At 32.3% G+C, this 21,954-nt stretch carries 23 protein-coding genes; 16 read left to right on the forward strand and 7 right to left on the reverse strand.

Annotated features, from left to right (window positions below; translation table 11 throughout):
* Positions 1-7 precede the first annotated feature (7 nt).
* The 9 genes from AAGV28_RS05645 (at position 8) to AAGV28_RS05685 (ending at position 7,454) form a co-directional block, all read left to right on the forward strand.
* On the forward strand, positions 8-2,128 hold the full coding sequence (locus AAGV28_RS05645) for a gliding motility protein RemB (RefSeq protein ID WP_373405852.1): 2,121 nt from the start codon (positions 8-10) through the stop codon (positions 2,126-2,128).
* A 212-nt stretch (positions 2,129-2,340) separates the two neighbouring features.
* A complete protein-coding gene (gene cyoE / locus AAGV28_RS05650; protein WP_373405853.1) occupies positions 2,341-3,255 on the forward strand; it encodes a heme o synthase in 915 nt (304 codons plus the stop codon).
* Between the two features lie 2 nt (positions 3,256-3,257).
* A complete protein-coding gene (locus tag AAGV28_RS05655) occupies positions 3,258-3,842 on the forward strand; it encodes a cytochrome c oxidase subunit 3 (protein WP_373405854.1) in 585 nt (194 codons plus the stop codon).
* A 42-nt stretch (positions 3,843-3,884) separates the two neighbouring features.
* Positions 3,885-4,862: a cytochrome c oxidase subunit 3 gene (locus tag AAGV28_RS05660; RefSeq protein ID WP_373405855.1), complete on the forward strand. Its 978-nt coding sequence runs from the start codon at positions 3,885-3,887 to the stop codon at positions 4,860-4,862.
* Positions 4,863-4,881: 19 nt separating this feature from the next.
* Complete coding sequence (locus AAGV28_RS05665; RefSeq protein WP_373405856.1) at positions 4,882-5,232, forward strand: cytochrome C oxidase subunit IV family protein; 351 nt, start codon at positions 4,882-4,884, stop codon at positions 5,230-5,232.
* Positions 5,233-5,306: 74 nt separating this feature from the next.
* Positions 5,307-5,948: a hypothetical protein gene (locus AAGV28_RS05670; RefSeq protein WP_373405857.1), complete on the forward strand. Its 642-nt coding sequence runs from the start codon at positions 5,307-5,309 to the stop codon at positions 5,946-5,948.
* Between the two features lie 11 nt (positions 5,949-5,959).
* A complete protein-coding gene (locus tag AAGV28_RS05675) occupies positions 5,960-6,646 on the forward strand; it encodes an SCO family protein (protein ID WP_373405858.1) in 687 nt (228 codons plus the stop codon).
* 3 nt (positions 6,647-6,649) lie between these two features.
* Entirely contained in the window at positions 6,650-7,192 is a 543-nt protein-coding gene (locus AAGV28_RS05680) for a DUF420 domain-containing protein (protein ID WP_373405859.1), read from the forward strand.
* Complete coding sequence (locus AAGV28_RS05685; protein WP_373405860.1) at positions 7,182-7,454, forward strand: hypothetical protein; 273 nt, start codon at positions 7,182-7,184, stop codon at positions 7,452-7,454. The genes AAGV28_RS05680 and AAGV28_RS05685 overlap by 11 nt, the downstream gene beginning before the upstream one ends.
* On the opposite strand, the gene AAGV28_RS05690 is transcribed toward AAGV28_RS05685, so the two are convergent.
* Positions 7,455-8,861: a DUF4403 family protein gene (locus AAGV28_RS05690; protein ID WP_373405861.1), complete on the reverse strand. Its 1,407-nt coding sequence runs from the start codon at positions 8,859-8,861 to the stop codon at positions 7,455-7,457.
* A 179-nt stretch (positions 8,862-9,040) separates the two neighbouring features.
* Here AAGV28_RS05690 and AAGV28_RS05695 point away from each other — a divergent pair, with 179 nt between their 5' ends.
* The 3 genes from AAGV28_RS05695 to tsaB are packed head-to-tail and all read left to right on the forward strand — an operon-like array spanning position 9,041 to position 12,446.
* Positions 9,041-10,411, forward strand: coding sequence for a TolC family protein (locus AAGV28_RS05695; RefSeq protein WP_373405862.1), 1,371 nt, complete (start codon positions 9,041-9,043; stop codon positions 10,409-10,411).
* 7 nt (positions 10,412-10,418) lie between these two features.
* The gene (locus tag AAGV28_RS05700) at positions 10,419-11,714 is read left to right on the forward strand and encodes an efflux RND transporter periplasmic adaptor subunit (RefSeq protein ID WP_373405863.1); all 1,296 of its coding nucleotides are present in this window, start codon (positions 10,419-10,421) and stop codon (positions 11,712-11,714) included.
* A 57-nt stretch (positions 11,715-11,771) separates the two neighbouring features.
* Positions 11,772-12,446: a tRNA (adenosine(37)-N6)-threonylcarbamoyltransferase complex dimerization subunit type 1 TsaB gene (gene tsaB, locus AAGV28_RS05705; protein WP_373405864.1), complete on the forward strand. Its 675-nt coding sequence runs from the start codon at positions 11,772-11,774 to the stop codon at positions 12,444-12,446.
* A gap of 111 nt (positions 12,447-12,557) precedes the next feature.
* Here tsaB and AAGV28_RS05710 read toward each other — a convergent pair whose 3' ends face one another.
* Positions 12,558-13,457 (reverse strand): NifU family protein, encoded by a 900-nt coding sequence (locus AAGV28_RS05710; protein WP_373405865.1) that lies wholly within the window; start codon positions 13,455-13,457, stop codon positions 12,558-12,560.
* Between the two features lie 144 nt (positions 13,458-13,601).
* On the opposite strand from AAGV28_RS05710, the gene AAGV28_RS05715 reads away from it, so the two are divergent.
* Positions 13,602-14,600 carry a PorP/SprF family type IX secretion system membrane protein gene (locus tag AAGV28_RS05715; RefSeq protein WP_373405866.1) on the forward strand — a complete coding sequence of 333 codons (999 nt, stop codon included), beginning with the start codon at positions 13,602-13,604 and terminating at the stop codon, positions 14,598-14,600.
* An 11-nt stretch (positions 14,601-14,611) separates the two neighbouring features.
* Positions 14,612-15,127 (forward strand): gamma carbonic anhydrase family protein, encoded by a 516-nt coding sequence (locus AAGV28_RS05720; protein WP_373405867.1) that lies wholly within the window; start codon positions 14,612-14,614, stop codon positions 15,125-15,127.
* Position 15,128: 1 nt separating this feature from the next.
* Here AAGV28_RS05720 and AAGV28_RS05725 read toward each other — a convergent pair whose 3' ends face one another.
* Genes AAGV28_RS05725 through AAGV28_RS05745 form a run of 5 tightly spaced genes read right to left on the reverse strand, consistent with a single transcriptional unit; the run spans position 15,129 to position 19,159 of the window.
* On the reverse strand, positions 15,129-15,845 hold the full coding sequence (locus AAGV28_RS05725) for a LytR/AlgR family response regulator transcription factor (RefSeq protein WP_373405868.1): 717 nt from the start codon (positions 15,843-15,845) through the stop codon (positions 15,129-15,131).
* On the reverse strand, positions 15,842-16,933 hold the full coding sequence (locus AAGV28_RS05730; protein WP_373405869.1) for a sensor histidine kinase: 1,092 nt from the start codon (positions 16,931-16,933) through the stop codon (positions 15,842-15,844). The genes AAGV28_RS05725 and AAGV28_RS05730 overlap by 4 nt, the downstream gene beginning before the upstream one ends.
* Positions 16,934-17,233: a DUF4907 domain-containing protein gene (locus tag AAGV28_RS05735; RefSeq protein WP_373395177.1), complete on the reverse strand. Its 300-nt coding sequence runs from the start codon at positions 17,231-17,233 to the stop codon at positions 16,934-16,936. It lies immediately after the preceding gene.
* 46 nt (positions 17,234-17,279) lie between these two features.
* Entirely contained in the window at positions 17,280-18,287 is a 1,008-nt protein-coding gene (locus tag AAGV28_RS05740) for a Kelch repeat-containing protein (protein ID WP_373405870.1), read from the reverse strand.
* A 23-nt stretch (positions 18,288-18,310) separates the two neighbouring features.
* Positions 18,311-19,159 carry a DUF6268 family outer membrane beta-barrel protein gene (locus AAGV28_RS05745; RefSeq protein WP_373405871.1) on the reverse strand — a complete coding sequence of 283 codons (849 nt, stop codon included), beginning with the start codon at positions 19,157-19,159 and terminating at the stop codon, positions 18,311-18,313.
* A gap of 230 nt (positions 19,160-19,389) precedes the next feature.
* Between AAGV28_RS05745 and AAGV28_RS05750 the strand changes: the two genes are divergently transcribed.
* Both AAGV28_RS05750 and AAGV28_RS05755 read left to right on the forward strand, forming a co-directional pair.
* The gene (locus tag AAGV28_RS05750; RefSeq protein WP_373405872.1) at positions 19,390-20,712 is read left to right on the forward strand and encodes a DUF4270 family protein; all 1,323 of its coding nucleotides are present in this window, start codon (positions 19,390-19,392) and stop codon (positions 20,710-20,712) included.
* On the forward strand, positions 20,713-21,954 hold the full coding sequence (locus tag AAGV28_RS05755; protein WP_373405873.1) for an aromatic hydrocarbon degradation protein: 1,242 nt from the start codon (positions 20,713-20,715) through the stop codon (positions 21,952-21,954).

The raw sequence follows: 21,954 nt of genomic DNA on the forward strand, positions 1-21,954 counted from the left end.
TAACAATATGAATAAAAGCCTGCTAATTTTACTTTGCTGCTTCAGTTCCATTTTGACTTTCGCTCAGGATAATGATTTGAATGCAAGAGTGGCGCTAACTGCTGAGCGATTTCCAGTTTTTCCAAATTGCGAAAATTTAGAAGGAAAGACATTAGAAAATTGTTTTTATAATGAAGTGCAAGAATTTGTTTTTCAAAATTTTGTTGTTCCTGAAGATTTGATGCAAAATAATTTTCAAGGCAACGTAAAAGTATTATTTGAAGTAGATGAAAATGGTGTTTTTAAAGTAATTTATGTGAATGCTGTTGATGAAAAGTTGATTGCCGAAACCAAACGTGTTTTTGCAAAATTTCCAAAAATTACTGCCGCTACTTACAATGGAAACCCAGAATATTCTAAATACAATATTACCATCGCCATTCCGCTAAAAAGCCCATCAGTTATGGCTGCCGAGAATTTGGCTAAAGCAGATGTTCTTAGAAATACCACACCACAATTGACTGAATTGGATAGTATTGTGTACAAAAAATACAATAATCCAGAATTTGAAAGTCATTTGAGTATTCCTTTTTCGCACAGTTATTATGCGCAATTTGATTCGGCTATCAATCAGGTAGGAAGTAATAATCATACAGCTTCTAAGCCATTTTCGTATGCCGAAGTAGCTAAATATTACAACTTCAAACAGGAAAATGAAAAGTTGAAGAAAAAAACTTCAGGTTGGTGGACTAGAAAATTATGGAATGAAAATACGGTGGAGATTCGAGGTGAAGATTATTGGTTTACTTTAAATCCGGTATTGGATTTGCAATTGGGTAGATCTTCTGGAAATAATTCGACGAATACTTTTGTTAATACGCGTGCTATTAATTTTAGAGGAGGTTTAGGGAAACAATTGAACTTTTCGACCACTATTTTTGAGAGTCAAGGACGTTTTGCTGACTATTACAATCGTTTTGCCGAGTCGCTAAAGCCTTCAGGAGGAAATCCTGCCATTATTCCAGGTGTTGGAATTGCTAAAGATTTTAAAACAGATGGCTATGATTTTCCTTTGGCGGAAGCCAATTTGACTTTTGCTCCCAGTAAATTTTTGGATTTGCAATTAGGTTATGGTAGAAATTTTATTGGAGACGGTTATCGTTCTTTATTAGAAAGTGATGGTGCTAGTCCGTATCCTTATTTTAAGATGAATACTACGTTTTGGAAATTAAAATATACCAATACTTTTATGTGGCTCAAAGATGTGCGTCCAGAAGTAACAGTGGATAGAACCTATGCGACTAAATTTATGGCGAATCATTATTTGAGTTGGAATGTTTCTAATAAACTGAATTTAGGTTTTTTTGAATCGGTCATTTGGAACAATACAAATGATAGAGGTTTTGATGCTAGTTTTATTAATCCAATTGTTTTTTATCGTTCGGTGGAATTTGCTTCTTCTTCAAGATCAGGAAATGCCGTTTTGGGTTTGACTTTTAAATACAAATGGGACAACCAGATTAACTTTTACGGGCAATTTATTTTAGATGAATTCTCCTTAGGTGATATTAAAGAAAGAGATAATAGTTGGAAAAACAAATACGGATACCAATTAGGAGCTAAATATTACAATGCTTTTAATGTTCCTAATTTGTTACTGCAAGTGGAATACAACCGAATGCGACCTTATGTGTATTCGCATTCTAATTCTATTACAAATTACGGGCACAACAATCAAAGTTTAGGACATCAATGGGGCGGAAATTTTAGTGAGTTTTTAGCTATTGCACGTTATCATCAAGGGAGATTTTTTGCTGATGCTAAATTTACAATAGGAGTTCGTGGACTTGATTTTACTGATTCTGGAGACACTTCTAATTACGGCGGAAATATCTATCGGGATTATGATGAGGGACGTTTTGCTGATTCTGGCGTAAAAGTAGGGCAAGGAAATAAAACTGATTTTTTTATGGCTGACATTCAAGGCGGTTATCTGATTAATCCATCTACTAATTTGAAGCTTTTTGTGAGTTATATTTACAGAGATTTTAAGCCGATGCAAAATACAACTACTGTTTTTAAAGAAAGTACCAATTGGTTTTCTATAGGATTACGATCAGATATTTTTAATTGGTATTTTGATTATTGATGGTTTGTCTGGGAACTAAATTATGGATAATTCGTTAGATTGGTATTTAAGTTAGATAATAAATTATATCATTTTGCCACGCGGTTGGCTAAATAAATTCTCGAGATCATATTGTTAAAAAACTTATGTTTTTCTTCAACAATATTTTATGAATTGTTTTTTGCCAAATCCCTTTCGATGAGTTACTTTTGCAACAGTTTTATAAAAACGTAATGAAAACGGCATTGAGCACAACTACAAATACATTTTCCCTTAAAGCGATTTTTACAGATTTTAAAGAAATCACCAAAGCTGGATTGGCTATTAGTGTGTTGTTTTCGTCTATTGCGGGATATTTGTTGGGTTTTAATGAAGGGCAGCCTTTTCAATGGTCGGTTTTGTTGATGTTGTGTGTGGGAGGTTATTGTATGGTAGGAGCTTCAAACGCTTTCAATCAGGTGATTGAAAAGGATTTAGATGCTTTGATGGATCGAACTAAAAATCGTCCTGTGCCTTCAGGAAGAATGTCTGCGAATATGGCTTTGTTAGTAGCGAGTTTGCTTACCTTAGCCGGTCTTGCGTTATTGTATTTGATTAACCCTAAAACAGCAATGTTTGGGGCAATTTCAATATTTTTGTACACTAGTGTGTACACACCGCTTAAAACAATAACTTCTTTATCAGTGTTTGTGGGTGCTTTTCCGGGAGCTATACCGTTTATGTTGGGTTGGGTTGCTGCTACAGGTGATTTTGGAATTGAAGCAGGAACTTTGTTTTTGATTCAGTTTTTCTGGCAATTTCCTCATTTTTGGGCAATAGGATGGTTTTTGTATGAAGACTATGAAAAAGCAGGTTTTTTTATGTTGCCAACAGGTAAAAAAGATAAGGGAACGGCTTTGCAAGTTATTTTATATACCGTTTGGTTAATTATAGCTTCTCTTTTACCTTCTATTGGATATACAGGTAAATTGTTTATTTCACCAATTGCAGCGATTGTAGTATTTTTAATGGGGATATGGATGTTGTATTACGCAGTTCGACTTTATAAAATAAAAACAGCAAAAGCAGCACGAACATTGATGTTAGTGAGTGTTTCTTATATTTCATTATTGCAATTGGTTTATATAATTGATAAATTTTTAAGATAGTTATGGAAGTAATGACAGCTGAAGAGCAAAAAGAAAGAACAGCGAGATCCTATAAGTTGATTTTGTTGTTTGCTATGATTAGTATGACAATGATGTTTGCTGGATTGACTAGTGCTTTTGTGGTGAGTAAGTCCAGGGTAGATTGGTTAAAAGATTTTGAACTGCCAACAGCTTTCTATATTAGTACAATTGTAATTATCGGATGTAGTGTGACTTTTTATTTGGCTAAAAAAGCAATTGAAAAAAACAATCAGAACAGAACTACAATGATGCTTTTAGCTACTTTAGTTTTGGGGGTTTTATTTGTAATTTCTCAGTTTGCAGGTTTTAATCAAATTATAGAAAGTGGCTATTATATGACTGGTCAGGGAAGTTCTATTACGGTGACTTTTCTTTATATAATTGCATTTATTCACCTATTACACTTGGCTGGAGGGCTAATTTCACTATTAATTATAATTTATAATCATTTTAAACAAAAATACAATTCAACTCAAACTCTTGGTATAGAACTAGGTGCAATGTATTGGCACTTTCTAGACTTACTGTGGGTTTTATTATTTTTATTTTTATATTTCTTTAAATAAGAAAAAAACGTAAATTTGGGAACTTTTTAACGAATAACTTTTATGGAAGCGACAGTTACTACTGCAAATAGTGAAGAAAAAACTTGGGGAGGCGGCAATGAGCCTATGAACGCAAGCTATGGTAAAATGATGATGTGGTTTTTTATCGTATCAGATGCCTTAACGTTCTCTGGATTTCTAGCGGCTTATGGTTTTTCTAGATTTAAATTTATCGAAACTTGGCCATTGGCCGATGAAGTGTTTACTCACTTCCCATTTTTACATGGAGTAGCTGCTCCAATGTATTACGTAGCATTAATGACTTTTATTTTGATTTTCTCATCTGTAACAATGGTTTTGGCTGTTGATGCTGGTCATCAAATGAAGAAAAACAAAGTAATTGTATATATGTTTTTAACCATTATTGGTGGTTTAATTTTCGTTGGTTCTCAAGCCTGGGAGTGGAAAAACTTCATTAAAGGGGAGTACGGAGCCATTGAAACAAAAGGGGGTAGTTTATTACAGTTTGTTGATAAAGACGGAAAGCGTGTTGCTCTTGCTGATTTTGCAGCGCACTTACCTGAAGAAAGAAAACAATTAACTAGAAACGAAGGTGTCTGGTTCATGGAAGAAGCTACTTTGCCTACTTACAGTGTAGCTGAAGTTCAAGCTGGTTTCAAGGCAAATCCTGATTTGTTAATTAGAACTGAGGTTATAAACGAAAAGAAACAAAAAACAATACTTTCAAGAGCAGAATCTGAGCAAAGATTAGGCGAAGCAGCTTTGGTTGTTGAAGGAGCAAACCTAATTAGAAACGAATATGGAAATAAATTATTTGCTGATTTCTTCTTCTTTATTACAGGTTTTCACGGATTTCACGTATTTTCTGGAGTTGTTATTAATATCATTATCTTTTTTAATGTATTATTAGGGACTTATGAGAAAAGAAAAAGTTACGAAATGGTGGAAAAAGTTGGATTATACTGGCACTTTGTAGATTTAGTGTGGGTATTTGTATTTACAGTTTTCTATCTGGTTTAATTTTTTAAAAATATTTATTATGTCACACGAACACGTATCAAACACAGCTAAAATCTGGAAAGTTTTCGGAATTTTATCAGCGGTTACTATTATAGAAGTTATTTTAGGTATTTATAAGCCTGAGTCATTGCATTTTAATAATATACTCGGGATGAATTTATTAAACTGGATTTTTTATATTCTTACCGTTTTTAAAGCTTACTATATTGTATGGTCTTTTATGCATCTTGAAGGTGAAAAATCAAGCCTTAGATGGTCTATAGTTTCGCCAGTTGTTTTTCTTGTCTTATACTTACTTTTCATTCTGTTGACTGAAGGGGATTATATTTATGGGGTTTTTAAAGATTCAATTATTAAATGGAATTTTTAACACTATATTAATTCAAAAAAAGGGCACGCATTGCGTGCCTTTTTTTATTTTTGCATATAAAATTATTTTCTCCGATGAAAAAAAATATTGTTCTTTTTGTACTTTTCGTTTTGCCTATTGTTGCCTATCTATTTTTTGCTTCAGGAGTCAATAGTTTCTCAAAACTACCTGTTATTACACCTAAAGTTGCCGATTTAGGCGACTGGGAGTCTTTAAGAGGTGAGAAAGTGACTTTGAATAATAAAATTACAATTTTAGGTTTTTCAGGTACTGAAATTTTAAAAAACAGAGGGAATCTGTTTAATCTAAACGAAAAGATCTACCAAAGATATCATGGTTTTAAGGATTTACAGTTTGTTATGATTTGTCCTTTAGGAACTGAAAAAGATATTACAAACATTCTAGATGCTTTTGATGATTTTACGGATGTTTCTGGATGGCATTTTGTTTTTGCTTCTCCTGAAGAAATTCAAACGTATTACAACCAAATGAAATTAGTTGGGAAACTAGATGCTAATGCGGGAACTCCAAATGTTTATATTATAGATAAGGAGAGAAATTTAAGAGGCCGAAATGAAGAGAAAGAATATAAAGAAGGCTACAATACTTTTCATCCATCAGAATTGAGTAATGAAATGTTAGATGATTTTAAGATTATCCTTTATGAATATCGAGCGGCTCTTAAAAAAAATCGTAATGCATCTAAACAACTGTAAATATCATTTCTATGTTTAAAAATAAGTCATACATCGGGATTTCGTTTATAATTTTAATTTTCGGAATTTACGCTGTTCCAAAAATCATTTCTCGTATTCAGAATAGTGATGTTGTAAAAGCGGATCGTTTAGATAAGGTTTCTTCCTCTTCAGATGCGGAAGGTAGTTTGGTAAAAATTGGACCCGCTCCAAAATTTGAATTGACAAATCAGGATAATAAAATAATCAATAATGATTCCTATAAAGGAAAAGTCTATGTGTTGGAATTCTTTTTTACGACTTGTCCTTCTATTTGTCCAAAAATGAATCAAAGTATGCTGGTTTTAGAAAAAAAATTCTTTGGTAATCCTAATTTCGGAATCGTTACTATTACCATCGATCCAAAACACGATACTCCCGAAGTATTAAAAGCCCATGCCAAATTATTAGGTGTTAAATCATCCAATTGGAATTTTTTAACTGGTGATAGACAAGCTATATTTGATTTGGCTAATAAAGGTTTCAATCTTTATGCAGGAGAAAATAGTAAAGTAAGCGGAGGTTTTGAGCATTCAGGTATGTTTGCTTTAATAGATAAGAATGGAAATATTCGTTGTAGAAAAGATGAATTTGGTAATCCAATCTTGTATTATGATGGATTAGAAAAAGCAGGCGTTAGAGATATACAACAGGATATTAGTATTTTATTAGCAGAATAAATCATGGAAAATCAAAATTTAGAAAATAAATATAATAAGTGGATTGTAATATTATCTGTAGCAATTCCACTAGTTGTGGCACTTCTTTTTGGTGTTAATTTAAGAAAATTAGGGTATGATGTAGAACCGCTTTCTTTTTTGCCACCTATATATGCTACTATAAACGGAATTACAGCAATTGTATTGATTCTTGCCGTAAGAGCTATAAAAAACGGAAAGCCAAAGTTGCATGAAAATTTAATGAAAACTGCTATAGGTTGTTCTATTGCCTTTTTAGGGATGTATGTGGCTTATCACATGACTTCAGATTCTACTAAATTTGGTGGCGAAGGAATTATTAAATATGTGTATTATTTTATTTTAATTACTCATATTATCCTTTCGATAATTATTATTCCTTTAGTATTGATTACTTATGTTCGTGCTTTAGCACAAGTGTTTGATAAACATAAAAAAATTGCTAAAATTACTTTCCCTATTTGGTTGTACGTTGCGGTTACTGGTGTTGTTGTGTATTTAATGATTTCTCCTTATTATGTTTACTAAAGTCAGAAGTCAGGAGTTAGAGGAGAGAAGTAAAAATACTACTAGGAAAATTCTATTTTCTATTTTCTATATTCTTTTTTCTTTTACTGCGAATGCTCAATGCGCTATGTGTAGAGCTGCTTTAACTGGTGACGCAAATATTGCTAAAGCAGAAGCGGTCAATGACGGAATTGTCTATTTGATGGTAATCCCTTATTTGCTAATAGCTATAATAGGTTTTTTGATTTATCGAATGAAAAAAAACAAATCCAAAGCGCAATAGTTATTTAAATCCATCAACTGTAATGTTGATTTCTCCATTTACTTTTACAAATGCAATAATGGCATTTTGACTCAGTTCAATTTTTTGAAACTGAATATCTTCCATTCTTCCATTTACAAAAACACCGGCCATTGGCGAATAATTATTCATATAGTTTAGCATGGTCTTTTTTGCTTCATCTAAGTTGGGCTTTATTGAATAACGACAGCTCTCTTTTATTTTTCTTAAAATTAATCCTTGGGCTAACCAGTTTGCAGTTCGCATTAATTTGTTCTTCGTGTCCAATACATAATCTAAATCGTCAAAATAAATTTCTTTTTTCTCAACATTATATTTTGGTAATCCCGCCAGATAAATAGTTCCATTTAGCGAACCAATTAAATCTAAGGCAATAACCATTTTTCCGCTTTTGTGCCAAATGTTCACGTCCTGTACTTTTACTTTTCGAGTACCTGAACTAAATTCTTCGCCAGCAAAGTTTTTCTTCATGATTCTGGATGCATCTTGGTAACTGGAAACCGCAACAACATTCGCCGTAATTTGATTTGGGATTTTAGTAACTGCTTTGAGTGCAATTTTGTAGCCATCAAATTTAGATTCAGGAGTTTGTCCTATAATGGTTTCCATATTGCATTTCATTCCCATTTGTAAAACAAACGAATCGTTTTTTATATGTGCGGGTGTAGAGTATATTTCGATAGGAACAATTCTGAGCCAGCTTTCATACGCTTCATTCATTTGGAAAGGAGTGCAGATTTTTTCTAAAGCAGCGAGAACATTCGGTTTAAAATCCATTGATTTTTCTATCGCCGCATCAATCTTTTTTTCTATTGTAGATTTGAACAATTTGATAGAAGGATTGATTAAATAGGTGACTGGTATGTTTTTACCAAAAACGCTCATTGTTGGACTTTCCTTCCAGTCTAAAGAACTCAATTCGGTTTGAGTTTTGAGTTTCCAGTTGTTTAAACTTACATTACTATTGAGTGTTACAATTCCGTTAAGATTAAATTCCTTGGTGTTGTAAAGTGAAACTCCCATGGTTTTTGTTCCAATTCGGTATTTAATTGTGGCTCTTAATGGGAGTATTGTGGTAATTTTATCAGCGTTTGAAGCATTACTGCTTTTAATTGTAATAGGGGCAAGTTTCCAAATTTTCATTTCGATATCGTCATCTTCAATGATATTGTCTTCATAAATTAAACCGTTTAAAAGACTATTGGTTTGGTTTTCGATATCTTTTAATTTGATATTTATGGGTAAATTAATAAATGAAGGGGTATTGTTGTACACTATAGGAGCAGCATTGTCAGGCTCTGGTTTTAATGTAGCGATTTTTTGAGAAGAAGAACAGCTAATAATAAAGACTATACTGGCAGAAACAAGCAATGATGTAATTTTTTTCATTCGATTAATTTAAGATTGTAAATTTAGAAAAAGCTTTGATTTCTTATTGGAAAAAGCACTAGCTTTATTGCATATTATTTTTGTTTCCAAATTTTAAAATGTTTTTAGAAGATGTGATTATTCTTCGCTAGAAAAACTTATTTTTGTGTAGTAACTTTACTTCATTTTATTCGAATGGCATGAACCCAAAAAAATATTTTAGTTTACTCCTCTTATTGTTAAGTTTTTATTCTCAAGGACAATCTAAGAAATGGACATTAGATGAGTGTGTGAGGTATGCTTTAGATCACAATATTTCCATTCGACAATCGGATTTAGATACTCAGACTGCTGTAATTGATAAAAAAGATGCTTTTGGTAATTTTTTGCCTAATGTTTCGGCTAGTGCTTCTCATTCCTGGAACATTGGTTTGAATCAGGATATCACTACTGGACTTTTGCAAAATCAAACCACTCAGTTTACTTCTGCGGGAGCTAGTGTGGGTGTTGATATTTATAAAGGTCTTCAAAATTTACATACTTTAAGAAGAGCCAATCTTTCCATTGTAGCGGCTAAATATCAATTGCAAAAAATGCAAGAAGATATTGCGCTAAATGTAGCCAATGCCTATTTGCAAGTGCTTTTTAACAAAGAAAATCTAAAAGTTCAAAAAGAGCAATTAGCAATTGATAACCAACAATTGAACCGAACACAAGAATTAGTCAATGCTGGAAATTTGCCTAAAGGCGATTTATTAGATGTAAAAGCGACCATTGCTGCCGATAATCAAAAGGTAATTAGCGCAGAGAACGCTTTGTTGATCTCTAAGTTGAGTTTAGCCCAGTTGTTACAATTGGATAGTTTCGAGAATTTTGATGTTGAAGATTCGAATGAGTTACAAATGGATCAAACCATTTTGTCTCAAACTCCAACGATCATTTATGATAAAGCAAAACAAGAACGAACTGAATTGAAAATTGCTCAAACTAATCTTGAAATCGCTGAAAAAAATGTTGCTATTGCCAGAGCTGCATACCAACCTACTTTGAGAGGTTTTTATAATTTTAATAGTCGTGTTTCTTATGCCGATGTTGCTTTAAGAGATAATACTACAGGAGCAATTATTGGTACCCAATCAGCACCTAAATTTATGGATCAGTTTAGTGATAATAAAGGACAGTCTTTTGGTGCACAATTAAATATTCCTATTTTTAGCGGTTTTGCAGTTCGCAATAATGTGCAGCGAAACAAGGTGAATTTTGAAAAATCAAAAATTGCTTTAGAACAGCAAGAATTAGATTTAGAGCGTAATGTTTATACAGCATTTACGGATGCAAAAGGAGCTTTAAAAGCATACGAATCGTCAGTTGAAGCATTGGATGCTCGATCACAATCGTATAATTATTCTAAAGAAAAATTTGAAGTGGGTTTAATGAACGCATTCGAATTAAGTCAGTCTCAAACCTTATTAACAAACGCACAATCTGAAGTGATAAGAACCAAATACGATTACATTTTTAAAACTAAAATTTTAGAATTCTATTTTGGAATTCCAATCATAAAAAATTAAATAAGTTATGTCAAAGAAAAATATTTATATCCTTTCTGCTGTTTTTATAATTGTAGTAGCTGTATTAATTGTCTTAGGAAAAAAAGGCGTTTTTGGAAACAAAGAAGATGCTAAAGAAATAGAAATTGCAAAAGTAGTTCCTATGACCATTGTTGAGACGGTTTCGGCAACGGGAAAAATCCAACCAGAAATAGAGGTTAAAATAGCTCCAGAAGTTTCGGGAGAAATTATTTTGCTAAATGTAAAAGAAGGTCAAGTAGTTAAAAAAGGAGATTTGTTAGTAAAAATAAACCCTGATTTATATACGTCAAGTTACAATCGTTCGGTTTCTAATTTGTCTGGAACAAAAGCAGGTCTAACGCAATCTGAAGCTAGTTTTAAAGAAGCAAAAGCCAACTACGAAAGAAACAAAACCTTATATGATAAAGGGGTGATTTCGAAATCGGATTGGGATAAATCTATCGCTTCATTTGAAGTAGCAAAAGCGTCACGACAATCTTCTTATTATAATGTTCAGAGTGCCTCGGCAACGGTTAATGAAGCAAAAGACAACTTAGGTCGTACTACTATTTATGCTCCGGCAGATGGAACTATTTCGGTATTGAATGTAGAGTTGGGGGAACGTGTTTTAGGAACACAACAAATGGCTGGAACGGAACTTTTAAGAGTTGCCAATTTAAACAATATGGAAGTTGAAGTAGATGTCAACGAAAATGATATTGTAAAAATTAAGGCAGGTGATTTGGCTAATGTTGAAGTCGATGCTTATTTGAAGAAAAAATTCAAAGGTATTGTAACAAGTATTTCTAATTCGGCTAGTTCTACTTTGACTGCCGATCAAGTAACTAATTTTAAAGTTAAAGTTCGAATTTTAAAAGAATCTTACGAAGATTTGCTAGTAGGTAAACCAGAGACTTATTCGCCATTTAGACCAGGAATGACTGCAACGGTAGATATTATAACCAAAACTAAGAAAAATGTTTTGGCTGTGCCAATTAGTGCTGTTGTTGTAAAATCAGATACAACGGCTGTTTCTATTGCCGATAAAAAAATACCAGACGAAAAAGACGAAAAAAAGGAAGCACCTAAAAGCGATAAGAAATTTGAATGTGTTTTTGTGAAAATGGGTGATAAAGCCAAGATTAAAATTGTGAAAACTGGAATTCAAGACGATACTAATATTGAAATTCTAAGCGGAGTTAAAAATGGGGATAATGTAATTGTTGGCCCCTATACAATTGTTAGTAAAGAACTAAATTCTGGAGATAAAGTAACGGTGAAATCAGAAAATGCTAAGAAATAAGCAGTGTACTTTAGTGAAATCTTTTACTTTTTTTAGACCTTTATAAAATAAAATACATTGAATAATTATATACTGAATATAGAAACGGCTACAAAAAATTGTTCCATCTCCATTGCCAAAGATGGCGAAACTATTGTTTGTAATGAAATTGCCGAAGAAGGGTATTCTCATGCCGAACGTTTGCATGTCTTTATTGAAGAAAGTATTGCAGCAGCTGGAATTAGATTTAAAGATTTAGTTGCTATTGCAGTGAGTCAAGGGCCGGGTTCTTATACAGGACTTAGAATAGGAGTTTCGGCAGCAAAAGGATTGTGTTTTGCACTTGGTGTTCCGTTGATAGCTGTGGATACTTTACAATCTTTGGCTGCTCAGGCAACTATTGAAAAAGGTTTCATTGTTCCAATGCTTGACGCAAGAAGAATGGAAGTGTATAGCGCTGTTTTTTCGAGTGATTTACAATCTCAAAGAAACATTCTTGCCGAAGTAATAACAGAAGATTCTTTTCAGGAATACAAAGAAACCTTATATTTTGTAGGCGATTGTGTCGATAAATGTAAAGAAGTGTTAACCAATCCAGATTTTGTTTTCTTAGAAACCATAAAATATCCATCGGCGAACCAAATGAGCGCTTTGAGTTATCAAAAATACTTAAAAGAAGATTTTGTGGATGTGGCTTATTTTGAGCCTTACTACCTAAAAGATTTCATGATAACGACTTCAAAAAAGCAGTAAAACCCATAAACTTGTCATTCCGACGAAGGAGGAATCTTCGTTGGTTACTAACGTCGCGGAGATTCCTCCTTCGTCGGAATGACAAAATGTTAGGTTTAGAGTTTGAATTGTTTAAGCATTAATTGCCTCTACCTGAATTTTTTCATCGTTAAGCATGCTTTTTAACATGTTTTCGATTCCTGATTTTAAAGTAAAAGTAGAAGATGGACAACCGCTACAAGCACCTTGAAGAATCACTTTTACAATTTTGCTTTCTTCATCATAAGACTCAAAAGCGATATTTCCACCATCGGCAGCAACTGCTGGTTTTACATATTCTTCTAAGATATTAATGATTTGTTGCGAAGTAACATCTAGTTTGTCGAACTCTTCCGTTTTAATTTGCTCTTGTTTTTCGGCATTGATAACTACACTGTCATCAAGAACAATTCCACCATTTTCAATGTATTGTTTGATAAAAGTTCTTAGTTCTAGCGTGATTTCGTCCCAGCTGTTTAGTTCGTATTTGGTTACCGAAATATAGTTTTCGTCAATGAAAATTTCTTTTACATAAGGAAATTTAAATAATTCTTTCGCTAAAGGCGAAGAAGCAGTTTGGTCAATGTTTTTGTATTCTACTGCATTTTTTGTCAGCATTCTGCTTACCACAAATTTCAAAGCCGATGGATTAGGAGTGGTTTCTCCATAAACGGTAATCGGTTGTTTTTTAGGTTTGTTATCATCGATTTCGATGATAGTTCCACCTTTGTTTACAAAGTTTTCAATTTGCTCAGCAACAGCTTCTTTTACATCGTCCCATTCAACAATACTAAATCTTTCGATAGCAATAAAATTACCAGAGATATAAACTGTTTTTACAAATGGCAAATAAAATAATTGTTGTGCAAGCGGAGAAGATTTGGCTTCATCTATATTTTTAAACTCAAAACTTTCGTTTTTAGTGATAAAATCCTCAAATTCAAACTTTAATATAGTAGGGTTTTGCGTTTCTTTAACGGTTATTTTTGTCATGATTTTTGTAAATTTTTACAAATTTAGTAAAGTTATTTTCTATGAATAACTATATTTGAATTATTAATGAATAAATTAACTTAACTTTAGTTTTTGGGAAAAGTTTCTTTCATTTTTAAATTCATCGTGATTAATATTTTTTAAATGTATACTAAAATTAGATATTTCATAATCTGTTTTTTTATTGGTTTATATTCCTATTCTCAGGAAGGAATCCCAGTGTATTCAGATTATCTTTCAGATAATTATTATTTACTGCATCCCTCCATGGCTGGAGCTTCTAATTGTACCAAGCTAAGACTTACAGCCCGAAAACAATGGTTTGATCAGGTGGATGCTCCTGCGCTTCAAACCTTAAGCCTTAACGGAAGAGTAGGTGAAAAAGCAGGTGCTGGAATCATACTTTTTAATGATAAAAATGGATATCATTCTCAAAAAGGAGTGAAGCTAACGTATGCGTATCATTTGATGTTTTCCAGAGATGAGATTGATTTGAATCAGTTGTCTTTTGGTATTAGTGGAGGTTTAATTCAGAGTAATTTAGACGAGACTTCTTTTTTAGAACCAGGAGTTAATGATCCCATAATAAACGGAACAATAGTTCAAAAAGATTCTTATTTCAATGTTGATTTTGGAATGTCTTATAATTTTTTGGATTTTTATGTGCATGGTACCATTAAGAATGCCATTGAAGCTAGACGTGAAATTTATACAGAGAACGAAAGTGATAACTTGAGAAAGTTTATTTTAAATACAGGCTATATTTTTGGTAATAAAGATCGAATTTTATGGGAACCTTCTGTGATGTTTCAGTATACTAGTCAAACTGCCGAAAAAGCGATTGATATTAATATGAAAGCCTATAAAAGCATGGATTTTGGTACTTTTTGGGGAGGACTTTCCTATAGAACCAGTTTTGATGGAGCTGAATTTAATAATGGAAATGGTACTTCCAGACAAAGATACCAAGCTATTACTCCAATAGTTGGTGTAAACTTCAAGAATGTAATGTTTGCCTATACCTATTCTCAATTAGGTGGAGATGTAAATTTTGGAACTGGAGGTTTTCACCAAATTACTTTAGGCCTTGACCTTTTCTGCAAACGCGAGAGATATGAATGTTTTTGTCCAGCTATTAACTAATATTTAAAACCATGTTGATAAAATCGGTTAATGGAAAATCTCCTTTAATTCCTGAAGATTGTTATGTAGCTGAAAATGCTACCATTGTAGGCGATGTTACTTTGGGAACTTCTTGTAGCGTTTGGTTTAATGCGGTAATTAGAGGTGATGTCAATTCTATAAAAATTGGAAACAAAGTTAATATTCAGGACGGAGCAGTAATTCATTGTACCTATCAAAAATACCCAACTATTATAGGAAATAATGTTTCCATTGGACACAATGCTATTGTTCATGGTTGTGTAGTGCATGACAATGTTTTGATAGGAATGGGCGCTATTGTAATGGATAATTGTACTGTAGAAAGCAACTCTATTATTGCAGCAGGAGCAGTGGTTACTCAAAATACCACAATTACTTCGGGTTCTATTTGGGCAGGAGTTCCAGCTAAAAAAGTAAAAGACCTAAATCAGTCCAGTTTTGCTGGAGAAATTGAACGCATTGCCGAGAATTATCTCATGTATTCCAGCTGGTTTAAGGAAGAATAGTCTATAAATTGATTCTTTCAAAGAAAGCATTTTTATAGCTCTCGCTAATGGGAATACGTTTGTCAGCAATTAACACTTTGTTTTTTTGAATGGATTTTACGTATTTTATATTGATGATATAGGAGCGGTGAATTCGAGAAAAACCTTTAGACGAAAGTGTGTTTTCTAATTTAATCAAGCTAATCAATGTTAATGTAAATTTATTATCACTAGTGTAAATTTTGACATAATCTTTCAAACCTTCGATAAATAAAATATCCGAAAAGTTGATTTTTACATTTTCGTATTCCGAACGCACAAACATAAAATCAGGTTCCATTTCTGGTGCAACTATTTTAGGAGTAATGGCTGAAGTGGTGTTTTGAGATTGAAACAATTGTTGAGCTCTCATCACCGATTTTAAGAAGCGATGAAAGGGAATTGGTTTTACCAAATAATCCACTGCGCCCAAATTAAATCCTTCTACAGCATAATCAGAATAAGCTGTGGTGAAAATAATTAATGGTTTTTTATCAATTGCATTTAGAAAATCAATACCTGTGAAATGAGGCATTTCGATATCCAGGAAAATCAAATCAACATTCGAATTGTTAATTACAGCAATAGCATCAATAGCATTATTGAAGGTATTGATAAGTTCAAGACTTTCTACTTTGCTAACAAATTCTTTGATTAAATCAACCGCTAAAGGTTCGTCATCTATAATTACACACTTCATTTTGTTTCGTTTTCTAATGGTTCTAGCTTTAAATTCAAATGAACGCTGTATTTATTATCCGTTTGCGTAATGGTTAATTGATGCGCATTTGGATATAAAATATTGAGTCGGTTTTTAATATTGGTCAAACCAATCCCTGAATTATTTGGATCTTTGATTTGGTTTTCAATCCTATTTTCGATCCAAAAATCTAAGATGTTATCTTCAATGCTAATTTTAATTTTTACAAATGTAGTTCCTTTATAATCAGTTCCATATTTAAAGGCATTTTCGATGAACGAAATCAGCAATAGTGGTTCAATGGATTTGTTTCTGGTTTCGCCGTGAATGTTGATAAAAATGTTCTCTATATTGTTTAATCTTAATTTTTGTAATTCAATATAATTCTTAATATAGTTGATTTCCTTTTCTAAGGGTACTGCTTTATTGTCGGTTTCGTAGAGCATATAACGCATCATTTCGGATAAAGTTACAATAGCATCTGGAACTAAATCTGATTTTTTATAAGCCAACGAATAAATGCTATTTAAGGCGTTGAATAAAAAATGCGGATTGGTTTGCTTTCTCAAATAGTTTAATTCCGTTGTTGTTTTGCGTGTTTCAGAAATTAATTTGTTTTGTTGGTTGATATAAAATTCAGAAAGCGTTTTAAAAACGGTACTTATCGTAATGATAAACAAATAAAAAAGAGATGGAAAAAATTTGAAGAATCGCGGTGGTGGTTCTCTTAGAAATCTTTTCTCTGGAATAAACTCTTTTCCATTGGCATCAAAAAGTTTTTCATGTGGAAAATTGTGAAAATCTGGGGTGAAATAAAATATTTTTATACAAGTAAAAACAGCAATTATAGCAAAAATAATTCCTAAGTAAGCAGCATATTTTTTTTGCAAAAGCAAATTGGGTACAAAATAGAGATAATTAGCATAGAAAAGTAAAATACCACTGGACCATTGCACGTAAAATTCAGCATCAATGCTAGTAAAATTTTGATAAAATGGCAACAAGGAGGCAATTATTAAAAAGCACCAAATGATACTGTGTATCAGTATTTTGTTTGAATTGTTGTTTGTAATTCCCTCTAAGTTCATCTAGATTTTAATTGACAATAAAATTAAATCTTTTTTTGTAATTGTAGGTGATGTTTTGTCTTTCAATTTTTGCAAGACTAAGCTGCCTACTTTTAGTGCTTCTTGTTCGTTTTCAAATGATTTTTGACTTGGAATCACAGGAATTATGGATTGTTTGATAATTATTCTGTCATTATTTTTAATTACATATCCCCAGCCAGTTTGTGTTTTAATTGATTCTAAGCTTAATTCGTCTTTTTTGTTGCAAGCGAAAAGAAACATTAAAATAGAGAGTAGAATAAGTGTTTTTATTTTATTCATGGAAAAATCCTTCTGGATGTTTGTCCAGAAGAATTTAGGGTTTGAATTAATTATCATCATCATTTTGTTCGTCTTGTGGCTTAAATTCCCATACATCATCATAGTACGAAGAGCCAGATCTACCTAATAAAATAAATCCTCTTTCGTTGATAGAAAAACCAATAGCATCTGTTCTTCCAGAACCTTCTAAGGCTGTTTTTTCTTCCCAAACATCAGTTGATGGATTGTATTCCCAAATGGTTTTTGAACTTTCTCCACAAGCTAAATAGCCTAATCCATTCATTGAAAAAGCAGAAGCATTTGAACGAACAATTACATAATCATCGTTGTATGACTCATCATCGTCATCGTCTTGATCGATATCACGTTTTTTAGTCCAGGTATCGGTACTTGGATCAAACATCCAAAAATCAACTTGATAGGCTCCATTGTTAATTCCTGCTACTAAATAAGCTTTGTTATCAATGGTAAAAACCGAAGCATTTCGTCTTTTATTTCCGCTAAATCCATTTACCTGTGTCCAGGAATCAGAACCGGCTTCATATTGATAAAAATCTTTTAGAAAGTTGTTGTCAAATCCAGTTCCAAAATAAGCTTTACCGCCTACTTGAAATCCTACAGCCGAGTAACGCGCACTTCCAGCAAAATCAGCTTTTTGAGTCCAAGTGTTTGTGTCGGGATTATATTGGTGAAAATCTTTTAATTTATTGACTCCATCATATCCAAGACCAATATATCCATTGCCCTCTAACTCAAATCCAGAAGCTGAACTTCTAGCTACTCCTGTAAAATCAGCTCTTTGTTCCCAATAATCCCCGTCAGAATTGTATGCCCAAAGATCTTTCAAGTATTCATCACCAGTATATCCTGTAGCCACATAAGCATAAGAACCAATTACGAAACTCGTTGCACTTGATCTAGCTGGCCCATCAAATGAAGATTTTCTAATCCAGTTACCTATCAATTCTTCATCATCATCATCATTGCTACAACTTACAAATACTAGTCCCATCAATAATAGGGTAATTAGTGTTCTTCCTTTTAATATAATCATAATTTTATTTATTTATTTATTTTTTACGGTTTGTATTTTATGCCAATGTTTAAGAGATATCCATCATTAGCGTCGAAATTAAATTTTGTTGTTCCTCTATTGTCTGTTAATCTGTATTTTTTGTTGAATTGATATCCTCCCTGAAAACTCATAAACCAGTTGCCATCCACATTTCTTTCATATTCTAAAGCGGTTGTCATTTGAGAAAAACTCATTCTGGAAGCACTTAGATTTGAACTGATTGTTTTTGTTTGGTCGAGTTGGTAATATTCGCCATTAAAAGTATTTTTCAAACTGAAAACATTACGTTCATTATTTGAATATTGAATTTTAGAATAGGGAAATCCTACTGTTAAATCTGTTTTAGCATTCAATTTGCTGTTAAAAGCAATCGCAGGAAGTACTTCGGCTTTTCCTAACAATGTGTTTCTTTTTATGCCTAAATAAATACTGCTTTTTTCAGAATAAGAATACTGAATTCCGGCTCCGCCAAAGAAGCCAACATCCGAAAAATCCAAGCTATTTTCAAAAGCGGCAATGGTTTTAAATTCGAAATCTAAACCCACTTTTTCATTCAGTTGATGTTTGAATTCCAAGTTATTTTCGATTCGATTGTAATTGTTTTTATTATCTGCCGAATAGTAATTGTCCAGATTAAATTTTAGACCACTATTTTTATAATTAATACTGTTTGTTATTTTATTTTTTGAATCCAAATTCGAGTAAAATGAAATTCCAATTCCAGTCTCATTTTTGGTTATTTCTTCTGTAGGAATGGTGTTTACATTCAATTCTAACGAATAACCACTTTGAGCTGTTATTTTAAGAATGGAAATCATATAGACTAAAGTTGTAAAAAATTTTAATTTCATTTATTTATTTATTGCATCAAAAGTATACGCATTATCTATTTTAAAAAAAGAAGATATATAGATGCCCCTTTTTTATAGACAAATTGGGTTTTTGTTCCGTCGAATGGATTGTTGAACTCTGAATTGATTTTATAGATTAAAAATGCCTTTTTATAGATGCAAAATCCTTAGCTGTATATGTTGTTAGGCTTTATAAATAGTGCTCTGCTATATTTGTTCAAAAAAGTTTTATGTATAGATTGTTTATAGTGTTGCTTTTCGGGATTACGCTCACCTCGTGTGATTCTGATGTAGATGCGGGAGAATTTGTAGTAGGCTCAGATAATTTAGCTGTGAATAATAAGGTTATATTGATTGATACTGTTACTGTTGAAGTTTCGACAATTAACTTTGATTCCTTAGTAACTTCTGGGCAAAGTCGTATTCTTTTGGGAAATTATGACGATCCTATTTTTGGAAAAGTAAGTTCTGATAGTTATTTTCAACTTTCGTCTTCCAGCTACAATTTGCAAACTACCAGTTCCGATACTGAAGGAGCCAATTATGTTTTTGATTCCATTAGAATGGTTTTGTTACCAGATAAATATTATTATGGTGATACTACAAAAGTTCAGTCAGTCAGTATTCATCGTTTGATTCAAAAAGTAAAACCGAATTCTGATGATGATAATTTTTATAACAATTCGAATTTGAATTATGATGCTGTAAACATTGGTACGGCTTCTTTCATACCAAAACCAATTAGGCAAGATTCTATTTTTGTAAAAATGGATGCTGTTTTTGGCGATGCACTTTTTCAAAAATTAAAGAACAGAGAAATTATTACAACCGCTGAATTTACAGAATATTTTAAAGGTTTAGTTATTCGATCAACTTCAACCAATACTTCTGCTGTTTTGGGTTTTGGAACAACAAGCTTACTTCAATTGTATTATTCGAAAAAAGTAACCGATTCTAAAACTTCGATATTAAAAGAATTTACAATTGATGATATGTCGAAACAATTTAATAGAATTTCCTTAGATAGAACAGGGTCTATTGTTAAGGATTTACCGGGGACAACTGGGAGACTGTCGAGTAATTTAACTGAAAATAAATCCTTTATTCAGTCTGGAACCGGATTGGCTTGCAGGATTGATTTTCCCAATATTAAAGAACTCAAATACATTACCGAGAAAGGAGCTATTGTAGATGCTCAATTAATTATTCGACCAGTTAATAATACTTATTCTAAGATATATCCTCTTGCTGATTCTCTAAATGTTTATGTAGCTGATAAATTAAATAGATTGTCAGGTATGCTAACTTCAGCTTCGGGTAGTTCTATTTATGCAGTGCTCAATAAGGCAGAAGATGAATTTGATGAAAACATTGGATACAGTATTCCGTTGGGTACTTTTATGCAAAATGAAATGGTTAAAAGATTAGATTCTAAGTCGGCTTTGATTCTTACCCTACCTAATATTTCAAAAGCAGTCAATCGTTTGGTCTTAGGGAACCAAAGGAACACGGAAAATAAAGTTCAGTTGAAAATATATTATATCTCTTATTAGATGAAAAATACATTCGCAATAATAAGCTTCTTGATTTTTGTTTCTTTTAGCTCTAATTCACAAAGTTTGTCGAGTTCTCCTTATTCCATTTATGGTTTAGGGAGTTTGTACGAATCTGATTTTGGTTCCATTCCAGCTATCGGTTCTTCAGGAGTGGCTTTGCCTTCCACTCGATTTATCAATAATCTAAATCCCGCTTCTTTAGGGTTTATAGCTCAAAATCATTTTATGTTTGATGTAGGTGGAAATGCAATTCAAACTTCATATCAAGATGTGTTCAGAAAAGAAAATCGCAATAATGTCCAATTTTCGCATATTGCTTTTGCTTTTCCTGTAAGTGCAAAAGCAGCGTTTAGCCTTGCTTTAAAACCGTATTCAAGTGCAGGTTTTAAAATATCTGATTATAAATTACCTATTCATGATAGTACTGAGGAATATACGTTGAGTGCTACAGGAACTGGAGGTTTGAATAATTTTGATATTTCTTATGGTCGTCGATTTGGAAAGAAATTGTCATTAGGTTTGTCTACTTCTATTCTTTTTGGAAGTACTAAAGATACCAGAGAATATGTTATTTCAAATTCGGTAACAACTATCGATAAAGTGTCATCTTATAATGGTGCCCGATTAAATTTAGGAAGCCAGTTTAAAGTAGATTCTACTTTTACAATTGGTGCCAATTTAAAATCGCCAACTAAAATTAATGCCACTAAAGTGCAATCGGTAATAACGTATAATGTCAATTTGGAATCTTCAAATACAGTTGAATCAGAAGCATATTCGGATATAGATGATTATTACTTACCATTCGAATTTTCGGTTGGATTAAATAAGCAATTCAAAAATAATCTGAGTATAAATCTCGATTATGAAAAGGCTTTTTGGGAAGGTACACAACAAGCCGATTTGTATGGAAGTTATTTAAATCAAGAGAAGTTTAAATTGGGCTTTTCGTATCGAAAGGGAAAAAATATGAAAAACTATTTTGACAGCGTACAATTCTCTACAGGATTGAATTACGATACGGGTTTTCTAGAATTAGATAATAAAAGAATTGAAAATAAATCAATTTCTGTTGGTGTTTCTTTGCCTATCGAGAATACTTTTTCATTGCTCAACATTGCCTATTCTTATGGACAAAGAGGACGAATAAGTAATGGATTGATTAAAGAGAATTACCACAAGTTATCACTTAATTTGTCTTTGGACGGGATTTGGTTTGTAAAGAGAAAAATAGAATAA

Source organism: Flavobacterium zubiriense (assembly GCF_041729725.1).
GTDB lineage: Bacteria > Bacteroidota > Bacteroidia > Flavobacteriales > Flavobacteriaceae > Flavobacterium > Flavobacterium zubiriense.

Excerpts from the sequence above, each read along its gene's own strand:
- AAGV28_RS05720 (WP_373405867.1), top strand. The coding sequence starts at position 14,612 with ATGTTGATAAAATCGGTTAATGGAAAATCTCCTTTAATTCCTGAAGAT.
- AAGV28_RS05710 (WP_373405865.1), bottom strand. The coding sequence starts at position 13,457 with ATGACAAAAATAACCGTTAAAGAAACGCAAAACCCTACTATATTAAAG.
- AAGV28_RS05745 (WP_373405871.1), bottom strand. The coding sequence starts at position 19,159 with ATGAAATTAAAATTTTTTACAACTTTAGTCTATATGATTTCCATTCTT.
- AAGV28_RS05700 (WP_373405863.1), top strand. The coding sequence starts at position 10,419 with ATGTCAAAGAAAAATATTTATATCCTTTCTGCTGTTTTTATAATTGTA.
- AAGV28_RS05655 (WP_373405854.1), top strand. The coding sequence starts at position 3,258 with ATGGAAGTAATGACAGCTGAAGAGCAAAAAGAAAGAACAGCGAGATCC.
- AAGV28_RS05685 (WP_373405860.1), top strand. The coding sequence starts at position 7,182 with ATGTTTACTAAAGTCAGAAGTCAGGAGTTAGAGGAGAGAAGTAAAAAT.
- AAGV28_RS05690 (WP_373405861.1), bottom strand. The coding sequence starts at position 8,861 with ATGAAAAAAATTACATCATTGCTTGTTTCTGCCAGTATAGTCTTTATT.
- AAGV28_RS05715 (WP_373405866.1), top strand. The coding sequence starts at position 13,602 with ATGTATACTAAAATTAGATATTTCATAATCTGTTTTTTTATTGGTTTA.
- cyoE (WP_373405853.1), top strand. The coding sequence starts at position 2,341 with ATGAAAACGGCATTGAGCACAACTACAAATACATTTTCCCTTAAAGCG.
- AAGV28_RS05750 (WP_373405872.1), top strand. The coding sequence starts at position 19,390 with ATGTATAGATTGTTTATAGTGTTGCTTTTCGGGATTACGCTCACCTCG.
- AAGV28_RS05665 (WP_373405856.1), top strand. The coding sequence starts at position 4,882 with ATGTCACACGAACACGTATCAAACACAGCTAAAATCTGGAAAGTTTTC.
- AAGV28_RS05730 (WP_373405869.1), bottom strand. The coding sequence starts at position 16,933 with ATGAACTTAGAGGGAATTACAAACAACAATTCAAACAAAATACTGATA.
- AAGV28_RS05670 (WP_373405857.1), top strand. The coding sequence starts at position 5,307 with ATGAAAAAAAATATTGTTCTTTTTGTACTTTTCGTTTTGCCTATTGTT.
- AAGV28_RS05725 (WP_373405868.1), bottom strand. The coding sequence starts at position 15,845 with ATGAAGTGTGTAATTATAGATGACGAACCTTTAGCGGTTGATTTAATC.
- AAGV28_RS05735 (WP_373395177.1), bottom strand. The coding sequence starts at position 17,233 with ATGAATAAAATAAAAACACTTATTCTACTCTCTATTTTAATGTTTCTT.
- AAGV28_RS05660 (WP_373405855.1), top strand. The coding sequence starts at position 3,885 with ATGGAAGCGACAGTTACTACTGCAAATAGTGAAGAAAAAACTTGGGGA.
- AAGV28_RS05645 (WP_373405852.1), top strand. The coding sequence starts at position 8 with ATGAATAAAAGCCTGCTAATTTTACTTTGCTGCTTCAGTTCCATTTTG.
- AAGV28_RS05740 (WP_373405870.1), bottom strand. The coding sequence starts at position 18,287 with ATGATTATATTAAAAGGAAGAACACTAATTACCCTATTATTGATGGGA.
- AAGV28_RS05755 (WP_373405873.1), top strand. The coding sequence starts at position 20,713 with ATGAAAAATACATTCGCAATAATAAGCTTCTTGATTTTTGTTTCTTTT.
- AAGV28_RS05675 (WP_373405858.1), top strand. The coding sequence starts at position 5,960 with ATGTTTAAAAATAAGTCATACATCGGGATTTCGTTTATAATTTTAATT.
- AAGV28_RS05695 (WP_373405862.1), top strand. The coding sequence starts at position 9,041 with ATGAACCCAAAAAAATATTTTAGTTTACTCCTCTTATTGTTAAGTTTT.
- AAGV28_RS05680 (WP_373405859.1), top strand. The coding sequence starts at position 6,650 with ATGGAAAATCAAAATTTAGAAAATAAATATAATAAGTGGATTGTAATA.